The sequence below is a fragment of the Porticoccaceae bacterium LTM1 genome (assembly GCA_030252795.1).
GTDB lineage: Bacteria > Pseudomonadota > Gammaproteobacteria > Pseudomonadales > Porticoccaceae > SCSIO-12696.
Map to the genome: position 1 here is coordinate 514,148 of CP127080.1, position 16,881 is coordinate 531,028.

General features: G+C 51.9%; 14 protein-coding genes and 1 pseudogene. 7 read left to right on the forward strand and 8 right to left on the reverse strand.

The window, feature by feature from the left end; translation table 11 throughout:
• Positions 1-35 precede the first annotated feature (35 nt).
• Complete coding sequence (locus tag QP938_02370; protein WIO74771.1) at positions 36-1,376, reverse strand: energy transducer TonB; 1,341 nt, start codon at positions 1,374-1,376, stop codon at positions 36-38.
• A gap of 260 nt (positions 1,377-1,636) precedes the next feature.
• Between QP938_02370 and nhaC the strand changes: the two genes are divergently transcribed.
• Positions 1,637-3,118 carry a Na+/H+ antiporter NhaC gene (nhaC, locus tag QP938_02375; protein WIO74772.1) on the forward strand — a complete coding sequence of 494 codons (1,482 nt, stop codon included), beginning with the start codon at positions 1,637-1,639 and terminating at the stop codon, positions 3,116-3,118.
• Here nhaC and QP938_02380 read toward each other — a convergent pair.
• The 3 genes from QP938_02380 to QP938_02390 all read right to left on the reverse strand — a co-directional run bounded on the left by QP938_02380 (position 3,096) and on the right by QP938_02390 (position 6,917).
• Complete coding sequence (locus tag QP938_02380) at positions 3,096-4,256, reverse strand: hypothetical protein (GenBank protein ID WIO74773.1); 1,161 nt, start codon at positions 4,254-4,256, stop codon at positions 3,096-3,098. The genes nhaC and QP938_02380 overlap by 23 nt on opposite strands.
• 118 nt (positions 4,257-4,374) lie before the next feature.
• Positions 4,375-5,580: a hypothetical protein gene (locus QP938_02385; GenBank protein WIO74774.1), complete on the reverse strand. Its 1,206-nt coding sequence runs from the start codon at positions 5,578-5,580 to the stop codon at positions 4,375-4,377.
• Positions 5,581-5,735: 155 nt separating this feature from the next.
• Positions 5,736-6,917, reverse strand: a complete 1,182-nt coding sequence (locus tag QP938_02390; GenBank protein WIO74775.1) for an acyl-CoA dehydrogenase — start codon at positions 6,915-6,917, stop codon at positions 5,736-5,738.
• A 100-nt stretch (positions 6,918-7,017) separates the two neighbouring features.
• On the opposite strand from QP938_02390, the gene QP938_02395 reads away from it, so the two are divergent.
• The 3 genes from QP938_02395 (at position 7,018) to QP938_02405 (ending at position 9,519) form a co-directional block, all read left to right on the forward strand.
• Complete coding sequence (locus QP938_02395; GenBank protein ID WIO74776.1) at positions 7,018-7,890, forward strand: LysR family transcriptional regulator; 873 nt, start codon at positions 7,018-7,020, stop codon at positions 7,888-7,890.
• Between the two features lie 107 nt (positions 7,891-7,997).
• Positions 7,998-9,086: an alanine racemase gene (gene alr / locus QP938_02400; protein WIO74777.1), complete on the forward strand. Its 1,089-nt coding sequence runs from the start codon at positions 7,998-8,000 to the stop codon at positions 9,084-9,086.
• Between the two features lie 64 nt (positions 9,087-9,150).
• Entirely contained in the window at positions 9,151-9,519 is a 369-nt protein-coding gene (locus tag QP938_02405) for a PilZ domain-containing protein (GenBank protein ID WIO74778.1), read from the forward strand.
• Positions 9,520-9,534: 15 nt separating this feature from the next.
• Here QP938_02405 and QP938_02410 read toward each other — a convergent pair whose 3' ends face one another.
• The 4 genes from QP938_02410 to QP938_02425 all read right to left on the reverse strand — a co-directional run bounded on the left by QP938_02410 (position 9,535) and on the right by QP938_02425 (position 12,830).
• A complete protein-coding gene (locus QP938_02410; GenBank protein WIO74779.1) occupies positions 9,535-9,924 on the reverse strand; it encodes a DUF971 domain-containing protein in 390 nt (129 codons plus the stop codon).
• A 128-nt stretch (positions 9,925-10,052) separates the two neighbouring features.
• Positions 10,053-11,378: an ATP-dependent protease ATPase subunit HslU gene (gene hslU, locus QP938_02415; GenBank protein WIO74780.1), complete on the reverse strand. Its 1,326-nt coding sequence runs from the start codon at positions 11,376-11,378 to the stop codon at positions 10,053-10,055.
• Positions 11,379-11,583: 205 nt separating this feature from the next.
• Positions 11,584-12,123, reverse strand: a complete 540-nt coding sequence (gene hslV, locus QP938_02420; protein ID WIO74781.1) for an ATP-dependent protease subunit HslV — start codon at positions 12,121-12,123, stop codon at positions 11,584-11,586.
• A gap of 83 nt (positions 12,124-12,206) precedes the next feature.
• A complete protein-coding gene (locus QP938_02425) occupies positions 12,207-12,830 on the reverse strand; it encodes an arylesterase (GenBank protein ID WIO74782.1) in 624 nt (207 codons plus the stop codon).
• Between QP938_02425 and QP938_02430 the strand changes: the two genes are divergently transcribed.
• The 3 genes and pseudogenes from QP938_02430 to QP938_02440 all read left to right on the forward strand — a co-directional run bounded on the left by QP938_02430 (position 12,829) and on the right by QP938_02440 (position 16,244).
• Positions 12,829-13,566, forward strand: coding sequence for an ABC transporter ATP-binding protein (locus QP938_02430; GenBank protein WIO74783.1), 738 nt, complete (start codon positions 12,829-12,831; stop codon positions 13,564-13,566). The two genes, QP938_02425 and QP938_02430, sit on opposite strands and share 2 nt — an antisense overlap.
• A complete protein-coding gene (locus tag QP938_02435; GenBank protein WIO74784.1) occupies positions 13,563-16,031 on the forward strand; it encodes an FtsX-like permease family protein in 2,469 nt (822 codons plus the stop codon). Before QP938_02430 ends, QP938_02435 begins: the two co-directional genes overlap by 4 nt.
• A 78-nt stretch (positions 16,032-16,109) precedes the next feature.
• Positions 16,110-16,244: pseudogene (locus tag QP938_02440) on the forward strand (prepilin-type N-terminal cleavage/methylation domain-containing protein).
• The last annotated feature ends 637 nt before the right edge of the window (positions 16,245-16,881 follow it).

A 16,881-nucleotide genomic window follows, 5' to 3' on the forward strand; every position in this document is an offset into this window, starting at 1 on the left:
TCTTTAGCATTCAATCTGTCTGTACTAACAGTTGATCATTTATGGATGTGCAAGTTCAGTACATATCCTTCAGTTTCCACCGGCTTGCCTTTTTCAAACCTGGGCCGGAATTTCCAGTTGCGCAAAATTCGCCGTGCAGATTGCTCGAGACCTTCGTCATTAGCCGGGTAAGTTTCCAGAATTTCGATGTCTCTTGCCAGACCATCACTGGTAATTCTCATTTCAATTCGGGCTAATTGGTCGGGAAGTGGCTGTCCGTTGTCACGATCGAAGTCGGGTAGCCTTTCCGGTGAGCCCAGCAATTTATCAAGGGTCTCCAGGTCGTTCACTTCGGTAAGCAGATTCCATGCCTGCTCATAAACGTCCAGTGCTGAACTGCGACGTTTGAACAGGGTGAACCAGTCACCCAATTGGACCAAGGCTGTGGCGCGCAGCTGAGGCTCGGCATCATTGTCATTAAGAATATCGATGATGCGTTGATAAGCCATCAGTCCGCTGTTGTAACTGTCCTGCCAGATACGTTCTTCATCTGAGCTTCCGGTCGCCATGGGAAGACTACTTGAGTCGAGGCGGGCAAAACTGGAATTTCGAGTAATCTGAAAGTTGGATCGATCCTGAGCGTTGATATAGCGGTATTGACCGTAGTGGTTTGCCAGCTGGTAGCTGCTGTAGGCGATATTTTTCAGCAGGTGTATGAGTTGCAGGCTGGTATTGCCAAAATTTTCTGTGGCAATATCTACAGCTGATCCGGCAAGGGCGATGGATTGAATCAGGTGACCAGCGGCATTTTTCTCATCGCTTAGCTCGTAGATCTTCTGGTGCCAGTTACTGGCTTCCTCAAGGACTGGAATCAGCTCAGGGGCTGAAAAACCGTAAGTTTTTTCATAAATCCACAGCAGCTGGCTGTAGTTTCGTGTGACTTCTATGTAATTGTCCAGAGCGTTCTGGCTTTCGATCATGCCTCTCAGCATAGGCTCTTGTGTGAGGCTGTGGATACCGTTATTGACCCTGTTTACATGCAGGGAGTGGCGGAAGGCGTCTATGGCGTCTACGTGCTGGTTATCTTGTTGAAGTGATTTGCCCAGACTGAAATAGAGCTCGCTCATGTGACCGTCGTAAGCTCCTGCAGTCACTTCGTAACGTTCAATCTCATCTTGATAATACAGAACAGTGTTTGGGTTCTCGGACTCGGTAAGATCACTCTCTGCAGATGGATTGCTGGCGTTTGGCATGCCTGTAACAGGCATAGTAGGCGTTTCATCCGGTTGATTGGATGTATTGGTTTCAGGGGAGGGATCACCTGTCTTATCACCGGTTTGTTCAGCAAAAGAGGGTGACGTTCCCAGTAGGGTCACTATTAATAGTCGGCTTAACATGGCCTTTTCCATACCTGTTACAGCACAAAAGGTTAGAGCTGTGGTAACTGTGTTGGTTCCAAAAGAGGGCCGATCCATGTATATCTTCAAGCGAAGAAGATTATTAAGCTCCTATTGCTACTATAGACCCGGTTGTTCAATGCTTGTTGTCTGTAAAGATTTTTTTGTGACGCAGTGGTCGAACAAATTCTGTCACTGCAAATACCACCGGTAATCGCCTACTATAGCCCGCTTACATAATGATAATTACGAGGTACGCTATGTCTCGCCCAGACAAGTCACCAAGTCTGCTGGATGTGTTTATTCCGGTATTGGTTTTGATCGCCGGTTTGCTCGCCATTATTTTTACCTTTCGGGATGATGCAGGGGGGTATACCTCGTTGGCATTGATGGCTTCTGCGGCGGCGGCTTGTCTGGTCGGAGTTAAAAATGGCCTGAGTTGGCAATACCTTGAGCAGGGCATGGTGAAAAGTGTCGCTGGTGGGCTGAAAGCCATACTGATATTGCTTACTGTGGGGGCTCTGGTTGGTGGATTGATCCTCGCAGGAACGGTGCCCGCGATTATTTACTGGGGCACCCAGCTGATGTCCCCGCAGTGGTTTTACCTTGCTACCGCGTTAATTTGCGCCATCACCGGGCTGAGTATTGGCAGCTCCTGGACAGTGGCCGGCGCACTGGGTGTCGGATTGATGGGGGCGGCAGTCGCGATGGGGTTATCCCCCGGGATTACAGCCGGTGCCGTAATTTCTGGTGCCTATCTTGGTGATAAATTATCGCCGCTCTCCGATACTACAAATCTTGCAGCCGGCATTACTGGTAATGATCTGTTTCATCATATACGTCATATGGGCTGGACTACGATTCCCGCATTTACGATTGCATTGCTGGTGTATGCGATAGCCGGTTTTGGTGTTGGTGACGTAGAGATCAGTTCAAATCTTGTGCAGGTAAATGACGCTCTGGAACAGCAGTTTTATTTAGGGTTTCCGGTCTTTTTACCCCTGGTGATTATTTTTGCTTTGGCTATCTGGCGTAGACCAGTGTTGCCTGCCCTGTGGCTGGGAGTACTGTCTACTATTCTGGTGGCTTTATGGGTTCAGCGCTCCAGGATTTACGGTCTTGCTGGTGGTGAGGACGCCGGCAATCTGTTCAAGGGAGTGGCATTGGCATTGATGGATGGATTTTCCATTGAAACCGGCTCGCCGATGCTCGATAAACTGCTCTCCAAGGGTGGCATGAGCAATATGTTAAGCACCGTGTTTCTGATTGTATGTGCGCTCTCATTTGGTGGTGCCTATGAGCGTTCCGGATTGTTGGAGCGGGCGATAAAGGCGATTCTCAGCGGAGTAAAAACAGTGGGTGGTCTCATCTCGGCAACACTTGCTACCAGTATCGGTACCAATGTTGCTTGTGCTGATCAGTACATTGCTATCGTGGTGCCTGCGAAGATGTACAAGGACGTGTACCGGGAACGGGGGCTGCACGGCCTTAATCTGTCCCGTGCAATTGAAGATGCTGGTACCTTGACCTCTGTTCTGGTGCCGTGGAATACCTGCGGTTTATTTATGGCCAGCACCCTGGGCGTAGCAACCTGGACTTATGCTCCCTGGGCCATACTCTGTTGGATCTGCCCGATTATCAGTGCACTTTATGGCTACCTGTCGTTTCGAATTTTACCGCTGGAGCCTGCGGGTAATGGGGTGAGCTCTTCTGGCTCAGTTAATTCGGAAATAGCACATTAAACTCGTGCTGCTGTACAGAAACGGCTTCGCCATCTGCAAAAAGAGGCCTGAAAACAGAGTTGTCGGCCAGTTCTTTCGCCAGGTTGGCTACCTGGCGATTGGCAGCTGGAAAGGTCTCAACAACTTTTATGTTGCTGGTTTTTCCCGAGCCATCTATGTCCAGCCGAACTTTAGCCAGTGCTTTAGGAATTCCGCTATAAAGATCCTCATCGAACTCAGGTAATAACACCGGCTTGCTGAAAGATTCAGCCAACAATTCATACTCACCGTTACTGCTCAACAGTTGCCAGGCTTCGCTGTAGACCTTATGAGCGTTGACGTGTTGGCTGAATACCTGCATGTAGTCACCCAAATCCAAAAGTGCCAGTGCAATTGCACGTGGCTCACCGGTTGCCTTAAATAAGGCCACTAACCGCCTTGCTGCTTCAAGTCCCTGTTGATAATGACGCTTTATGGAAGATTGTGTGCCTGCCTGAAACCTGCCACTGGTGTAGGACACACGTGTCTGCTGGTGTTTGGCTAAATAATATTGGCATTCCATAAGTAGCCTGAGAGGCTTTTCCAAACGCTGGTCGCTTGGACCGAATTGCTCAGTCAATAATGTCAGTGCCGCTTTTGACAACTTTACTGAATCCACTAAATCGTCTGAAGAAAATTGCAGTAGATCATTTTTGTATTTATTCAGGTGCCATTCGCTGCCACTGACCAGAGCCGGAAGATCTGCAACTTTGGGGTTCTGCAGTGTAGTTTGATATAGCGAATCCAAATGGAGCTTGAGAATTTCGTAGAGTTCTGACTCGCCCGTTAATAGCAGAACTTGTAGTATTCCACGCATACTTTCGGCTTGTGAAAAGCTGTGAATGCCGTGGTTAATCTTGCTGATGTGTCGAGCTCTTTTGAATGTTTTAAGAGCTTCTAATGGATAGCCTTCTTCAAGCTGCAGGTTACCCAAGCGTATCAATGGATCGTGGAGTCCTTCGTAAAAAGCCCCTTGTTGATCGCTTAATCTGTCGATGATCTCAATATATTCGAGAGCAAATGGCGATTTCAGGGAGGGCTCGTCCGAAAACAGCGTATCTTCGCTATGAGAACTTACTGCAAGTATTATGGTTAGCAGAGCAGAGGCAGTTCGAATCATTGACGATGTAGCCCGTTTCAGTTTGTATCGTGCTTGTAGACCTGTAAGTAATGAAAAGGTGCCTTAGGGTCTTTTAACACTAGTTGAATACTTACTGTCGACAGGCCATGGGCTGTTGTCAATTATCCTCTTTCCATTTTATGGGCAGCGTCACATCAACCTCGGCCAGCTCTTCGGGTCTGCCATTTTTATAGTGTGGTCTGAACAAAGAATTACGAATTAAACGTTGGGCCTCTTTGGCAGTTTGTTTGTCTTGCTCTGGCAGGGTTTCCAAAACGCGAATTCGGCTGGGTTTACCGCGCTCACTGATGTTGAGCCTTACATGGGCAAGTCGATTGGCATCGGCTGGCGGTGTATCGGCGATAAAGTTCGGTAGCAGTACTGCCCGGCCAAACAGTTCTTGTTGTAGGTCTGGATTATTGTCGAGCCTCAACCAGAGCAGTCGATAAGCATCGTTGGCGGATTGCACCCGGTCATGAATCAGGTGCCAGTCAGCGATGGCAATTTGAGCCTGCGCCTGGTGAGCTGGCGAGGAATTGTCATTGACAGTGATCTGGTAAACCCGTTCCAGTTTTGCCAAGCCCATTTGGTAAAGATTGTAGAGTTCCCGTTCATGGCGTCGCAGTTCTTCACGACGCTGGTTTTGTTTCTGGCGGTCATCAAAAGCGGAATAGCTCATAGCCCGGCTGTGCCAGCGATCCTCTTCATAAAGCCTGTTGTAGTAGTGGCATTCGGCCTGTAGCTGTAGAGGGATAATGCGTTCCTCAGTGTTATTGTCGGGGAGCAGTTTGGCGATTTTCTCGGCTTCTTCAGATAGCTCACACATCTGGCCGATGTGGCTGTTGGTGATATCAAATGTGGTCTGGCGCAGTTGGCTGCGATGCCACTGGCTGGCTTCATTGAGCACAGTCAGCAGTTTGGCGTCGAATTGGCCGTAGTGCTTGCGATAGATCCCCACCAATAAATGATAGTTAAAGGCAAGCTTGTCGATGGCACCTTGCGCGGTCAGGCTGGGTATCATCTCCCGCAGCATCGGCTCCTGAAGAATGCTGTAGGGGCCGTATTCCACCCGGTTGATATGCATCGCCCGTTGCAGGGCATTGATCGCTTCGGAATGATGCCCCTGTTCCTGATACTGATGAGCAAGCCCTTGGTAAAGCTCGGTCAGACCGGGGTCATAGGCACCGAGCTCGGCTTGCCGCGCTTCAATGGCATCAATATAGGACTGCGCTGTGGAGGCATCACTGTTGTCAGCACCTATGGTCGGCCCACTCGCTATCAGCAAGGGAAGTGTCATCACAAAGGCAGCAGTGGTGCGAAGCATAGGGGAAACCATAATTAATAAGCCGTCAGACTATCTCAGAGGGCAATATTGCTCAAATAATTCCCGAGGCAAGGGGGGGCATTTTGGTGAACCAAAACTAAAAAGGCGCAGAGGATACGAATCCGCTGCGCCTTTTTAGTACATCTAAAAGCTGATTAGCAGAACGCTTGTATGCCGGTCTGGGCACGACCCAGAATCAGGGCGTGAACGTCGTGAGTACCTTCGTAGGTATTCACCACTTCCAGGTTCAGCATATGGCGCATGATCGGGTATTCGTCGGAACAGCCGTTACCGCCGTGCATGTCGCGAGCAACACGGGCAATTTCCAGCGCTTTGCCAGCGTTGTTGCGCTTGAGCAGGGAGATCAGTTCCGGTGCCAGCTTGCCTTCGTCTTTCAGGCGGCCGGCTTGCAGGCAGCCCTGCAGGCCCAGGCTGATTTCGGTCTGCATGTCGGCCAGCTTCTTCTGGATCAGCTGGTTGGCTGCCAGCGGACGGTTGAACTGCTTGCGATCCAACACGTAGTCGCGAGCGGTGTGCCAGCAGGCTTCGGCGGCACCCAGAGCACCCCAGGAGATACCGTAGCGGGCGCTGTTCAGGCAGCCAAACGGTCCACGCAGCCCCTGAACGCCCGGCATCAGGTTTTCGTCTGGAACAAATACATCTTCCATCACGATTTCACCGGTTACGGAGGCGCGCAGTGCCAGCTTGCCTTCAATTTTCGGTGCGGACAGGCCTTTCATGCCTTTTTCCAGAATGAAGCCGCGAATCACGTCGTCTTCAGTCTTCGCCCATACTACGAATACATCGGCAAACGGGGAGTTGGTGATCCACATTTTGGCGCCGTTGAGGATATAGCCGCCCTCTACTTTCTTGGCGCGGCTCTTCATGCCGCCGGGGTCAGAACCGTGATCCGGCTCGGTCAGGCCAAAGCAGCCAACCCACTCGCCAGTAGCCAGTTTTGGCAGGTATTTTTGTTTCTGCTCTTCGGTGCCGTAGGTGTAGATCGGGTACATTACCAGACTGGACTGTACGCTCAGCATGGAGCGGTAGCCTGAGTCGACGCGCTCGATTTCGCGAGCCACCAGACCGTAGCAAACGTAGTTAACGCCCGGGCAGTCGTAGCCCTGGATAGTGGAGCCGAGCAGACCCATTTCGCCCATCTCGTTAAAGATTTCGCGATCGGTGTGCTCGTTGCGGAATGCCTCGCGTACGCGCGGGGCCAGCTTTTCCTGAGCATACTGGCGAGCGGCGTCGCGCACCATGCGCTCTTCTTCGGTCAGTTGTTGCTCCAGCAGGAACGGATCCTGCCAGTCAAATTTGCCCCAGCTGTGTGGCATGGCGATTTCTCCAAAAGAAACGGATTTAGGTGGCGCACTATACGATGGTATATATTATAAATAAAATATATGTTTTATATCGAAGGTATATAAAAGATATATGAATGTCAGACAGCTGGAAATCTTCCTGGCGGTTGTGGAGTGCGGCAGTTTTACCGGTGCTGCCAAGATGCTCAATATGGCCCAACCCGCGGTCAGTATCGCCATTGGTAAATTGGAAAAAGAGCTGCAATTGAGCCTGCTCAATCGCGGTGACCAGGTGGTGCCCACGGCCGAGGGTTCGGTGCTGGTCAAGCACGCCCGCAAGCTGCTGGACGGTGTCCAGGCAGCGCAACAACAGATGGCGGACTTTAACAGCCTGCAGCGCGGCGAAGTACGCTTCAGTACCAGCGCCATGCTGGGTAGCTACTTTTTCTTGCCTCATATCAAGGCGTTTCGCCAACAGTATCCCGGCCTCAGTTTACGGGTGCTCAACGAGGGTACGCACGGCGCTCGCCAGCTGCTGGAAGAGGGGGCTACCGATATGGCGGTAGTCAATATGGATGATCTGCCGGATGGGGTGGAGGCGGTACCATTGACCCGCCAGGAAGTGGTGGCCTGTGTCAGTAAACAACATTCACTGGCAAGCAAAAGGAGTGTTGCTTTTGAAGACTTCGCTCGCCAACCCCTTGTGCTATATAGGGAAAACTATGCGCTGCGTCGTCTGGTGGACAGCCTCAGTCTGCGATTTCAGGTAGTGCCGGAAATAGTGATGGAAACTGACCTGCTGGGCATGATCCTTGGTATGGTCAGTGCCGGTGATGGTGTCACGATAGGATTGCGGGCGATGACCGAGAGTGAACCGGTGCTGGTGAGCATCCCGTTTCAGGAGCCCATTTGGTTGTCGTTGGGAATTGCCTGGAAGCGAGGCAAGTACCTGTCGATTGCCAATCGAACATTTGTGGATTTTTTGGTGGGTAATCAATCCATATGAAGTATGTAGAAGCTGTTTATGCAGAATATTTGCGGTTTTTCTGCAAAATGGCAGGGTACAATAACTGCATAACTAGCGTTAACAGGCCCTGGGAACCAAGAAAATAAATGGCTCGGTACATTCAAGCGGATATCAGCCGCAGTGCCCTACAGCACAACTTCAACCTGATCAAGTCCTGTGCGGGAAATGCCCGCATTGTAGCGATTATTAAAGCCAATGGTTACGGACACGGCGCCGTGGAGGTGGCCAGATCTCTGCCGGAAGCAGATATTTTCGGGGTTGCCTGTATAGAAGAGGCGCTTGAGTTGGTGGAGTCCGGCATTCAACAGCCGGTGTTGTTACTGGAGGGATTTTTTGAAGCCAGTGAGCTGCCTGAAATTGCTCACTTTGGTTTTGAAGTGGTGATCCACAGTCGCGAGCAACTGGACAAGCTGCTGGCTGCAAATCTTGAAAAACCGATTGTAGCCTGGCTTAAACATGACAGCGGTATGCACAGGCTAGGATTTACCGCCGAAGAGTTTCGCGATGCTTACCGGGATCTTGATGCCAGCGCCAATGTTTCGGAAATTCGCTTGATGTCGCACTTGGCCTGCGCCGACGATCTGGGCAGTGATTTTACCGATCAACAACTGCAGCGCTTTGCAGAGGCCACCAAAGGGTTGCCCGGTGATGTTTCACTGGCCAATTCGGCAGGCCTGCTTGCCTGGCCAGATACTCGAGGCAACTGGGTGCGGCCGGGGCTGGTGATGTACGGTTGCTCGCCTTTTAATGAGGCTCATGGCATTGCCGACCAGTTGCAGCCTGTAATGACGGTGCGTTCAAAGATTATGGCGATCCACAATCTGGAAGTGGGCGAAGGCCTTGGTTATGGCCAGAGCTGGAAGGCGGACAAGCCGACCCGGGTTGGCACAGTGGCTGCCGGATACGGGGATGGTTACCCGCGCCATGCCCAAACCGGAACCCCAATGTTGGTTAATGGTCAACGCACCCGCCTGCTGGGAAGGGTTTCCATGGATATGCTCTCTGTTGACCTTTCGGATTTGCCCGATGCAAAGGTTGGTGACCCCGTAGTTCTGTGGGGGGAAGCCAGCAATGGCCAGCGTGTCAGTGCCGTGGAAGTGGCAGCCCACGCTGACACAATCGTGTGGGTGCTGTTAACAGGGATTACGGCGCGCGTTCCACTGGTGTATAAGTAATACTTTGCTACGATTTTTTGAAACGCTATAGTTCAGGCAAATAGCCCCAGACGAGGATGTCACAGTGAGCTCAGCAGAAAGACGCCGTTTTCAACGTATACCTTTTGTAACTATTGTCACGCTCTACCACGACAAGGAACATGTTCCGGTTGAACTGGTTGACCTTTCCCTAAAAGGTGCCCTGTTCCGGGTGCTGGGTGAAACACTTCTGTCAGTAGGTGACTCCGCCAACCTTCATGTCGTCCTAAGCAGCGACGTCATTATCGAAATGCAGGGAGTGATCGCTCACGAAGAAGGCGATTTCAAGGGGATGCAGTGCACTGAACTGGATATTGAGAGTGCAGGTCACTTGCGGCGCCTGATTGAGCTGAACCTTGGAGACGCCGAGCAGCTGGAGCGCGAACTGAAAACGCTGGTGATGCAAAACAGCTGAGGGGGCCGACAAGCACTAGGGATTGCCGGGGTCGATCAGCTTTACCACTTGCACATCCGTTTCGCGATGCTTGCCGGCTTTTGCAAGTTGGTTCAGGTAATCCTGCCAAAGTCTTTCGTATTCACTGCCCAGTTTGTGCAGATAGTCCCAGGTGTAAATTCCAGAGTCGTGGCCATCATCAAACACCAGCCGCAGCGCGTAGTTGCCAGCCCGTTCAATATTCAACAGCTTCACATGGCGTTTGCCATATTGAAGTACCTCCTGGCCGGGACCGTGACCTTTAACCTCGGCGCTGGGTGACATAACCCGCAGATATTCGGCGCTCAGTTCAAAGCGTGAGCCATCGGCGTAGTGAATCTCCAAATGGCCGTCGGCTTTGTGGAGTTTGATTTTGGTGGGGAGCATCGAGCACCTCCGGTGCCCGATGGGTCGGACGTCTGAAGTCGGACGTCGGACGCACAGCACCCAGTTAATGTTTTGCGGTGGCTAGGCCACCGCAGCGTCAGACGTCAGACTTCCGACGTCAAGCCAGATTAAAGAATAAACCGCGACAGGTCTTCATCCTGCGACAGTTCACCCAGCGCTTTGTCCACATAGGCAGCGTCGATATTTACGTGCTCGCCTTTGGTGGCCAGATCGGAAGCGTCGAAAGAGACCTCCTCCAGCAATCGCTCCAGCATGGTGTGCAGGCGACGGGCACCTATATTTTCGGTTTTTTCGTTGACCTCAAATGCCAGTTCGGCGAGGCGGCGAATTCCATCGTTGGCAAAGGCCACTTTCAGGCCTTCAGTCGCCAACAATTCACGATACTGTTCGGTAAGCGAGGCGGTTGGCTCGGTAAGAATGCGCTCAAAGTCATCGGCGCTCAGCGAGTCCAGTTCCACACGAATCGGCAGACGACCCTGCAGTTCCGGAATCAGGTCGGACGGCTTGGTCAGGTGGAACGCGCCGGAGGCGATAAACAGGATGTGATCGGTTTTGATCATTCCATATTTGGTGGTCACGGTGCAGCCTTCAATCAGCGGCAGCAGGTCGCGCTGAACGCCTTCGCGGGAGACATCGGCACCAGAGGTTTCGCCGCGTTTGGCCACTTTGTCGATCTCGTCGATAAACACAATGCCGTTTTGTTCGGCGGCTTCAATGGCGCGAGTCTTGATGTCCTCTTCGTTGACCAGCTTGGCAGCTTCCTCGTCACGCAAGAGATGCATGGCTTTGGCGACAGTCATCTTGCTGCGTTTTTTGCGGCCCGATCCCAAGTTGGAGAACATGCCCTGCAGTTGGCTGGTCATCTCTTCCATGCCGGGAGGGGCCATAATTTCTACACCCATGGAGGCATCGACGTCGATCTCTACTTCCTTGTCGTTGAGTTCGCCTTCACGCAATTTTTTGCGAAATAGCTGGCGTGTGCTGGAGTCCTTGTTCTCCTCAGGTTCGCTTCCGCGAGCAGGGGTGAGCAGGGCGTCGAGAATACGCTCTTCGGCCGCATCGGCGGCGCGTTGATGAACTTTTTGCATCTCCAGTTCGCGAATCTGTTTAACCGCAGTTTCCGCCAAGTCGCGAATGATGGAGTCCACTTCGCGGCCTACATAGCCCACTTCGGTAAATTTGGTGGCTTCCACTTTGATAAACGGCGCTTTGGCCAGGCGAGCCAGGCGGCGGGCAATTTCGGTTTTACCGACACCGGTTGGGCCAATCATCAGGATATTTTTGGGGGTTACTTCATTGCGCAGCTCTTCATTTAGCTGCATGCGGCGCCAGCGGTTGCGCAGCGCGATGGCCACCGAGCGCTTGGCGTTTTTCTGGCCGACAATGTGGCGGTCCAGTTCGTGAACGATTTCTCTGGGTGTCATGTTGGACATGTTATTTGGAGTCCTGCTCTACGGGGTGCCATTTGAGTTGCTAAGCGGCACCGTTCAATTTGGGTTGGTCGCACGTCAGACGTCTGACGTCGCACGCTAAAAACAAATTCGTCATTGTGAACGTAGTGAAGCAATCTCCATCAAGCTGGCAGATGCGTCGGGAGATTGCCACGTCGCCTACGGCTCCTCGCAATGACAGGGGGCGTTAATATTCAATCTCTTCAATAGTGCGGCTGTGGTTGGTGTAGATACACACATCGCCGGCGATTGAGAGGCCTTTTTCGACAATTTCCCTGGCGCTCATCTCGGTGCAGTCAAGCAGTGCCCGAGCGGCTGATTGGGCAAAGGCACCACCGGAGCCAATGGCGATCAGGTCGTCCTCCGGCTGCATTACATCGCCATTACCGGTAATGATCAGAGAGGCCTCTTCATCGGCCACTGCCAGAAGTGCTTCCAGTCGGCGCAGCATGCGGTCAGTGCGCCAGTCTTTGGCTAACTCGACGGCGGCGCGAGTCAGGTTACCGCGGTGTTGTTCCAGTTTGGCTTCAAAGCGTTCAAAGAGGGTGAAGGCGTCGGCAGTGCCGCCGGCAAATCCGGCAATTACTTTGCCGTTATACAGGCGACGCACTTTTTTGGCGTTGCCTTTCATGACGGTGTTGCCGAGAGTGACCTGGCCGTCGCCGCCAATCACAACCTTGCCGTTGCGACGCACGGATAAAATAGTAGTGCCACGGTATTGTTCCACTGTGGTGTTGCTCCCTGATTTTGGTGAGTTATAGGGGGCTAGGTTGGGGCGGCCGACTGAAATTCAAGGTGGGAGGTATACAATTACTCTTCCAGTAACAATTCAAGATGTGGCCAGACGTTATCGAGAATCAACGGTTGAGCATCGGAGTTGGGATGCATGCCATCCGCCTGAATATATTTCGCAACGCCACCGACGTTTTCGAGAAAAAACGGGATCAGGGTGATGTCCTGCTCGTCGCCGAGATCCAGGTAAACCTGATGGAATTTTTTGTTGAACAGCTCGCCATAGTTGGGTGGCAGGAGCATGCCGGCGAGAATGACTTCGGCGTTTTTATCCATTGAAAGCTCGATCATTTTTTCCAGGTTGCGCTTCATCTGCTTGAGAGACAGCCCACGCAGGCCATCGTTGGCCCCCAGTTCGACGATTACCACATCCGGCGAGTGTTGCTCCAGCATGGCCGGTAAGCGGCTTAAACCGCCGGCAGTGGTATCGCCACTGGTACTGGAGTTAACCACCTGATAACGGCTTTCTGGATATTTTTTGTCCAGCTTATCCTGCAGCAAGTTGACCCAGCCCTGCTCTTCACCCATGTTGTAAGCAGAGCTGAGACTGTCGCCAATTACCAGGATGGTCTGTGCAAAAGTGGTTGCTGAGCACAGTGCCAGCGGAACTGAAAGTAATACAGCCAACAGGATTTTTTTCATGAACTTGGATCCTTTTCACAACAGCAAAGAAATTGTTTCGGTTACCAGATTGACCAAAACAGTGACCAGTGGCAACGGGCCTTTGACCATTCTGGCTGACGTCAGTTTCGCCATCAAGCCCGGGGAAACTGTTGCTGTTATAGGAGTGTCCGGTTCAGGTAAATCGACTCTGCTCAGTTTGCTGGCAGGATTGGATCGACCTACCAGCGGCGATGTGGTCCTCTGTGGTAAGTCGTTGTCCGGGTTGAGTGAAGATGACTGCGCGACCCTGCGCGGTGAACAGGTTGGCTTTGTATTCCAGTCCTTTCAACTGCTGCCAAATCTCACTGCACTGGAAAATGTCACTCTACCGCTGGAGGTGCTGAACGGTTCTAATTGCCAGCAACGTGCGCGTGAATTGCTCGCTCGAGTCGGTCTCAGTGATCGCCTGACTCACTACCCTTCACAACTCTCCGGCGGTGAACAACAGCGTGTCGCCATTGCCCGCGCCTTTGTTACTCAGCCCAATGTATTACTGGCTGACGAGCCCACCGGCAATCTCGACGCCGCCACTGGCAAGCGCATTATTGATTTGCTGTTTGAGCTGAATCGGGAGCAGGGGACCACTTTGGTTCTGGTCACTCATGACGAGCAGTTGGCGTCCCGTTGCAACCGCTCTTTGAGACTGTCCGGCGGGCGCCTGGTGGATATAGAAGTCAATTATTCCCAACAGAAGAGTGAGGAGGTGTCGCCGTGAGTGATCTGGCACTCTCCTGGCGAATGTTGCGTCGCGACTGGCGCTCCGGTGAATTGCGAATTCTTGTATCGGCACTGATTATTGCGGTAGCTGCGGTTACCTCGATCAATTTGCTGACGGACCGATTTGATCGGCTTCTGTCACGTGAATCGGCCGAGATGATTGGTGGTGATCTGGTTGTCAGCGGCACTCGTGAGTTAAATCCGCAGTGGCTGCTGCAAGGTCAGCAGTTGGAGCTTGAAACGGCTGAAGTGACCGAATTTTCCACCGTAGTGTTTTTTGACGAAGAGTTGCTCCTCAGTAGCGTTAAGGCGGCGTCGGAAAGTTACCCGTTGGTGGGTGAGTTGAAAGTGGCACCGGAGCCATACGGTGAGCAACAGCCCGCTGCAAGGCCGCCTGAGCCGGGTAAGATTTGGGTGGATTCACGAGTGCTGAGCCGCCTGGGTGCCAGGGTTGGGGATAACATTGGCCTGGGTGCTACCGAGCTGAAAATTGACAGGGTCTTGAGCTACGAGCCGGATCGAAGTGGCAATGTGTTCAATTTGGCACCGCGGATTTTGATGAATGCGGCAGATCTAAAGGCCGCAAAAGTCATTCAGCCCGGAAGTCGCATTCAGTACAAATACCTATTTGCCGGTAAACAAGCCGATATATTGCGTCGTCAGATCTCACCCGAATTGGGGCCAGGCCAGCGCCTGATTACCGCTGATACCACTGACAGTAGCAGTGGCAATGCAATGGCGAATGCCCAGCAATTCCTCGTTCTGACCGCGCTGTTGGCAGTATTCCTGGCAGCGATTGCAGTTGCCATGGCGGTGCGGCGTTACAGCGAGCGTCACTACGATGTCAGCGGCATGATGCGTTGTATAGGAGTTCGACAAGCGCGTATTACTCACTTATATCTCTGGCAGTTAGCACTACTGGCGCTGATAACCGCCCCTTTGGGTACCTTGCTGGGCTGGTTCGCCCATCTTGGTCTGGTAAACGCTATATCGGACCTGTTGCCTGCAGCATTGCCAGCGGCATCGGTGAAAAGTTATATCACGGGATTGGCGACGGCTGTGCTGCTGATGCTGGGGGTGGCACTTCCACCGGTACTGCGGTTGAAATCGGTACCGCCACTGAGGGTTTTTCGCCGGGAATTAACGCCGCTGCCGCCATCTGCCTGGTTGGTATATGGTATAGCAGCATTGGCATTGTGTACGCTGTTGCTATTGCTTTTTGATCGCATTGAGCAGGTGTTGCTGATTCTACTGGCGGTGGCGGCGGCAATTGCAGTATTGGGTGGTTTACTCTTTATTGGTTTGCGTTTTTTGCGTCGTGCGATGTCCGGGATGCGCGCTGGTCGCGGCCATATTCTGGCGCGCAGTTTTCGTAATCTTGCCGGTCATACAGCTACTACTACGGGACAGATTTTGTCATTCGGTCTCACTGCCATGGTGATGACCACTCTGATAGTTCTGCGCACCGATCTGGTGACTCAATGGCAACAGCAACTGCCGGAAAATGTTCCCAATAATTTCGCATTTAATATTCAACCGCACGAACGCGATGCTTTTGCCAGGCGTCTCGACGATGCGGGTGTCGAGACCAGGTTATATCCAATAGTTCGCGGGCGTCTGGTTGCAGTAAATCGAAACAACCTTGAGACCAGCCAGCCAACCGGACGCGCACCGGAGCGCGAATTGAACTTTACCTGGTCGGAATCTTTTCCAGACGACAACAAAGTAGTGGAAGGCCAGTGGCGTACGCAATCCGATTCACCCGAAGTATCAATTGAGCAGGGGTTGGCCGAACGCCTGATGGTAGGTGTGGGCGATATTCTGACGGTTGATATTGCCGGGCAGCAAATTTCTGCAACCATCAACAGCATTCGTACCGTCGAGTGGGAAAGCTTTTCACCAAACTTTTTCCTGATTTTCCAGCCGGGAGTTCTGGATGAATTTTCAGCGTTTTATCTAACCAGCTTTCGATTGGTTGATCATGAAAAACAACTGCTTGCAGAGCTGATTCGCGAATTTCCCTCGGTCAGTATTATTGAAGTGGATGCCCTTATTGAACAGATCGATAACATCATTACGCAAGTCAGCCTGATGGTGGAAATGCTGCTGTTATTCGTTTTGCTGGCTGGCGCGACTGTTTTGCTGGCTTCAATTGTCAGTTCGCTGGATGAGCGCCTGAGAGAAGGGGCATTGATGCGGGCAATGGGAGCAAGCAGGCAGTTTTTGCGAGACGCAGCTGTTGCTGAATTTTCCCTGCTAGGTGCCATTGCAGGTTTATTTGCTGCGCTTGGCGTGCAGATTATCTGCGCCCAGCTTTATGAACGCACCTTTGATATGGCATACCAACCAAATTGGTTGCTGTGGGTAATGTTGCCTGTATTGCTGGCAACAGTGATTGGAACCATGGGCTACCTGAGTACACGTAAAGTGGTAGAAGTTTCTCCTATCCGCCTTTTGAGCTAGCAATTATCAAAAATTATTCGCAAACTGGGGATTTGAGGCTAACTTTAAAATAAATCTCAATTCTCCAGGATGGAATAAATGCACAAATATTGGAAAATCCCATATAAAAGCAAGGGTTTTACACTTATAGAGTTAATGAGCATTGTGTCTATTATTGGCATTCTCAGCGCTATTGCTCTTCCCGGTTATCAAAATTATCTCTACCGGGCCAAGTCTGTAGAGGTCATCACCGCTCTTGATAAAATCCACACATCTCTGGCACTGACCGCGACGGAGCGAGGCGGCACTCTTGGTGATCAGCTGTTGGCGGCTACCCTTCAAACCGGCTCTGGAACTCATACCATGATGTGGCAGCGAGGAATTGAGCGGCCATTGGGGGGTGTTGAAGTTCCATCCATTAACCATGTGGTACAGCATTACGGGATTCAGTTGTTAATCAGCTCAGGTATACCCGACCCTACGCCCGGTCAATATGAGGTGAAAATGTATTGGCCTACCCAGGGGGAGCACAGTGCCGAAGCTCGTCAGGTGGTGCTGGCTGTATTAGATGTTATGGAGCCTCACGTGGTTCGCTCCTGGGTTGGAAATACCTTTGGTGCATTGGACATCAACTTGAGTGGCACTATGCCAACACATGTCGCCGGAAAGCCAGTTTCTACCAGTTCAGCAACTGATTCTGCTGTATCAGAAGCAACTACCGGTCAAGGAACGGCTGATACGGATACAGGAAGCGCTGGGACAACGAATAACAATAATGTTGAAAACACTACCGGCCAAACTGTAGGGAATCCACAGAACAGTAACCCGCAAGACAGCAATCCACATAACCAGCAGGAAGGCCGTGAAGGTG

Coding starts and splice junctions, on each gene's coding strand:
- alr (WIO74777.1), top strand. CDS start 7,998: ATGGCTCGGTACATTCAAGCGGATATCAGCCGCAGTGCCCTACAGCAC.
- QP938_02370 (WIO74771.1), bottom strand. CDS start 1,376: ATGTTAAGCCGACTATTAATAGTGACCCTACTGGGAACGTCACCCTCT.
- hslU (WIO74780.1), bottom strand. CDS start 11,378: ATGTCCAACATGACACCCAGAGAAATCGTTCACGAACTGGACCGCCAC.
- QP938_02425 (WIO74782.1), bottom strand. CDS start 12,830: ATGAAAAAAATCCTGTTGGCTGTATTACTTTCAGTTCCGCTGGCACTG.
- QP938_02430 (WIO74783.1), top strand. CDS start 12,829: ATGAACTTGGATCCTTTTCACAACAGCAAAGAAATTGTTTCGGTTACC.
- QP938_02395 (WIO74776.1), top strand. CDS start 7,018: ATGAATGTCAGACAGCTGGAAATCTTCCTGGCGGTTGTGGAGTGCGGC.
- QP938_02410 (WIO74779.1), bottom strand. CDS start 9,924: ATGCTCCCCACCAAAATCAAACTCCACAAAGCCGACGGCCATTTGGAG.
- nhaC (WIO74772.1), top strand. CDS start 1,637: ATGTCTCGCCCAGACAAGTCACCAAGTCTGCTGGATGTGTTTATTCCG.
- QP938_02390 (WIO74775.1), bottom strand. CDS start 6,917: ATGCCACACAGCTGGGGCAAATTTGACTGGCAGGATCCGTTCCTGCTG.
- QP938_02385 (WIO74774.1), bottom strand. CDS start 5,580: ATGCTTCGCACCACTGCTGCCTTTGTGATGACACTTCCCTTGCTGATA.
- QP938_02380 (WIO74773.1), bottom strand. CDS start 4,256: ATGATTCGAACTGCCTCTGCTCTGCTAACCATAATACTTGCAGTAAGT.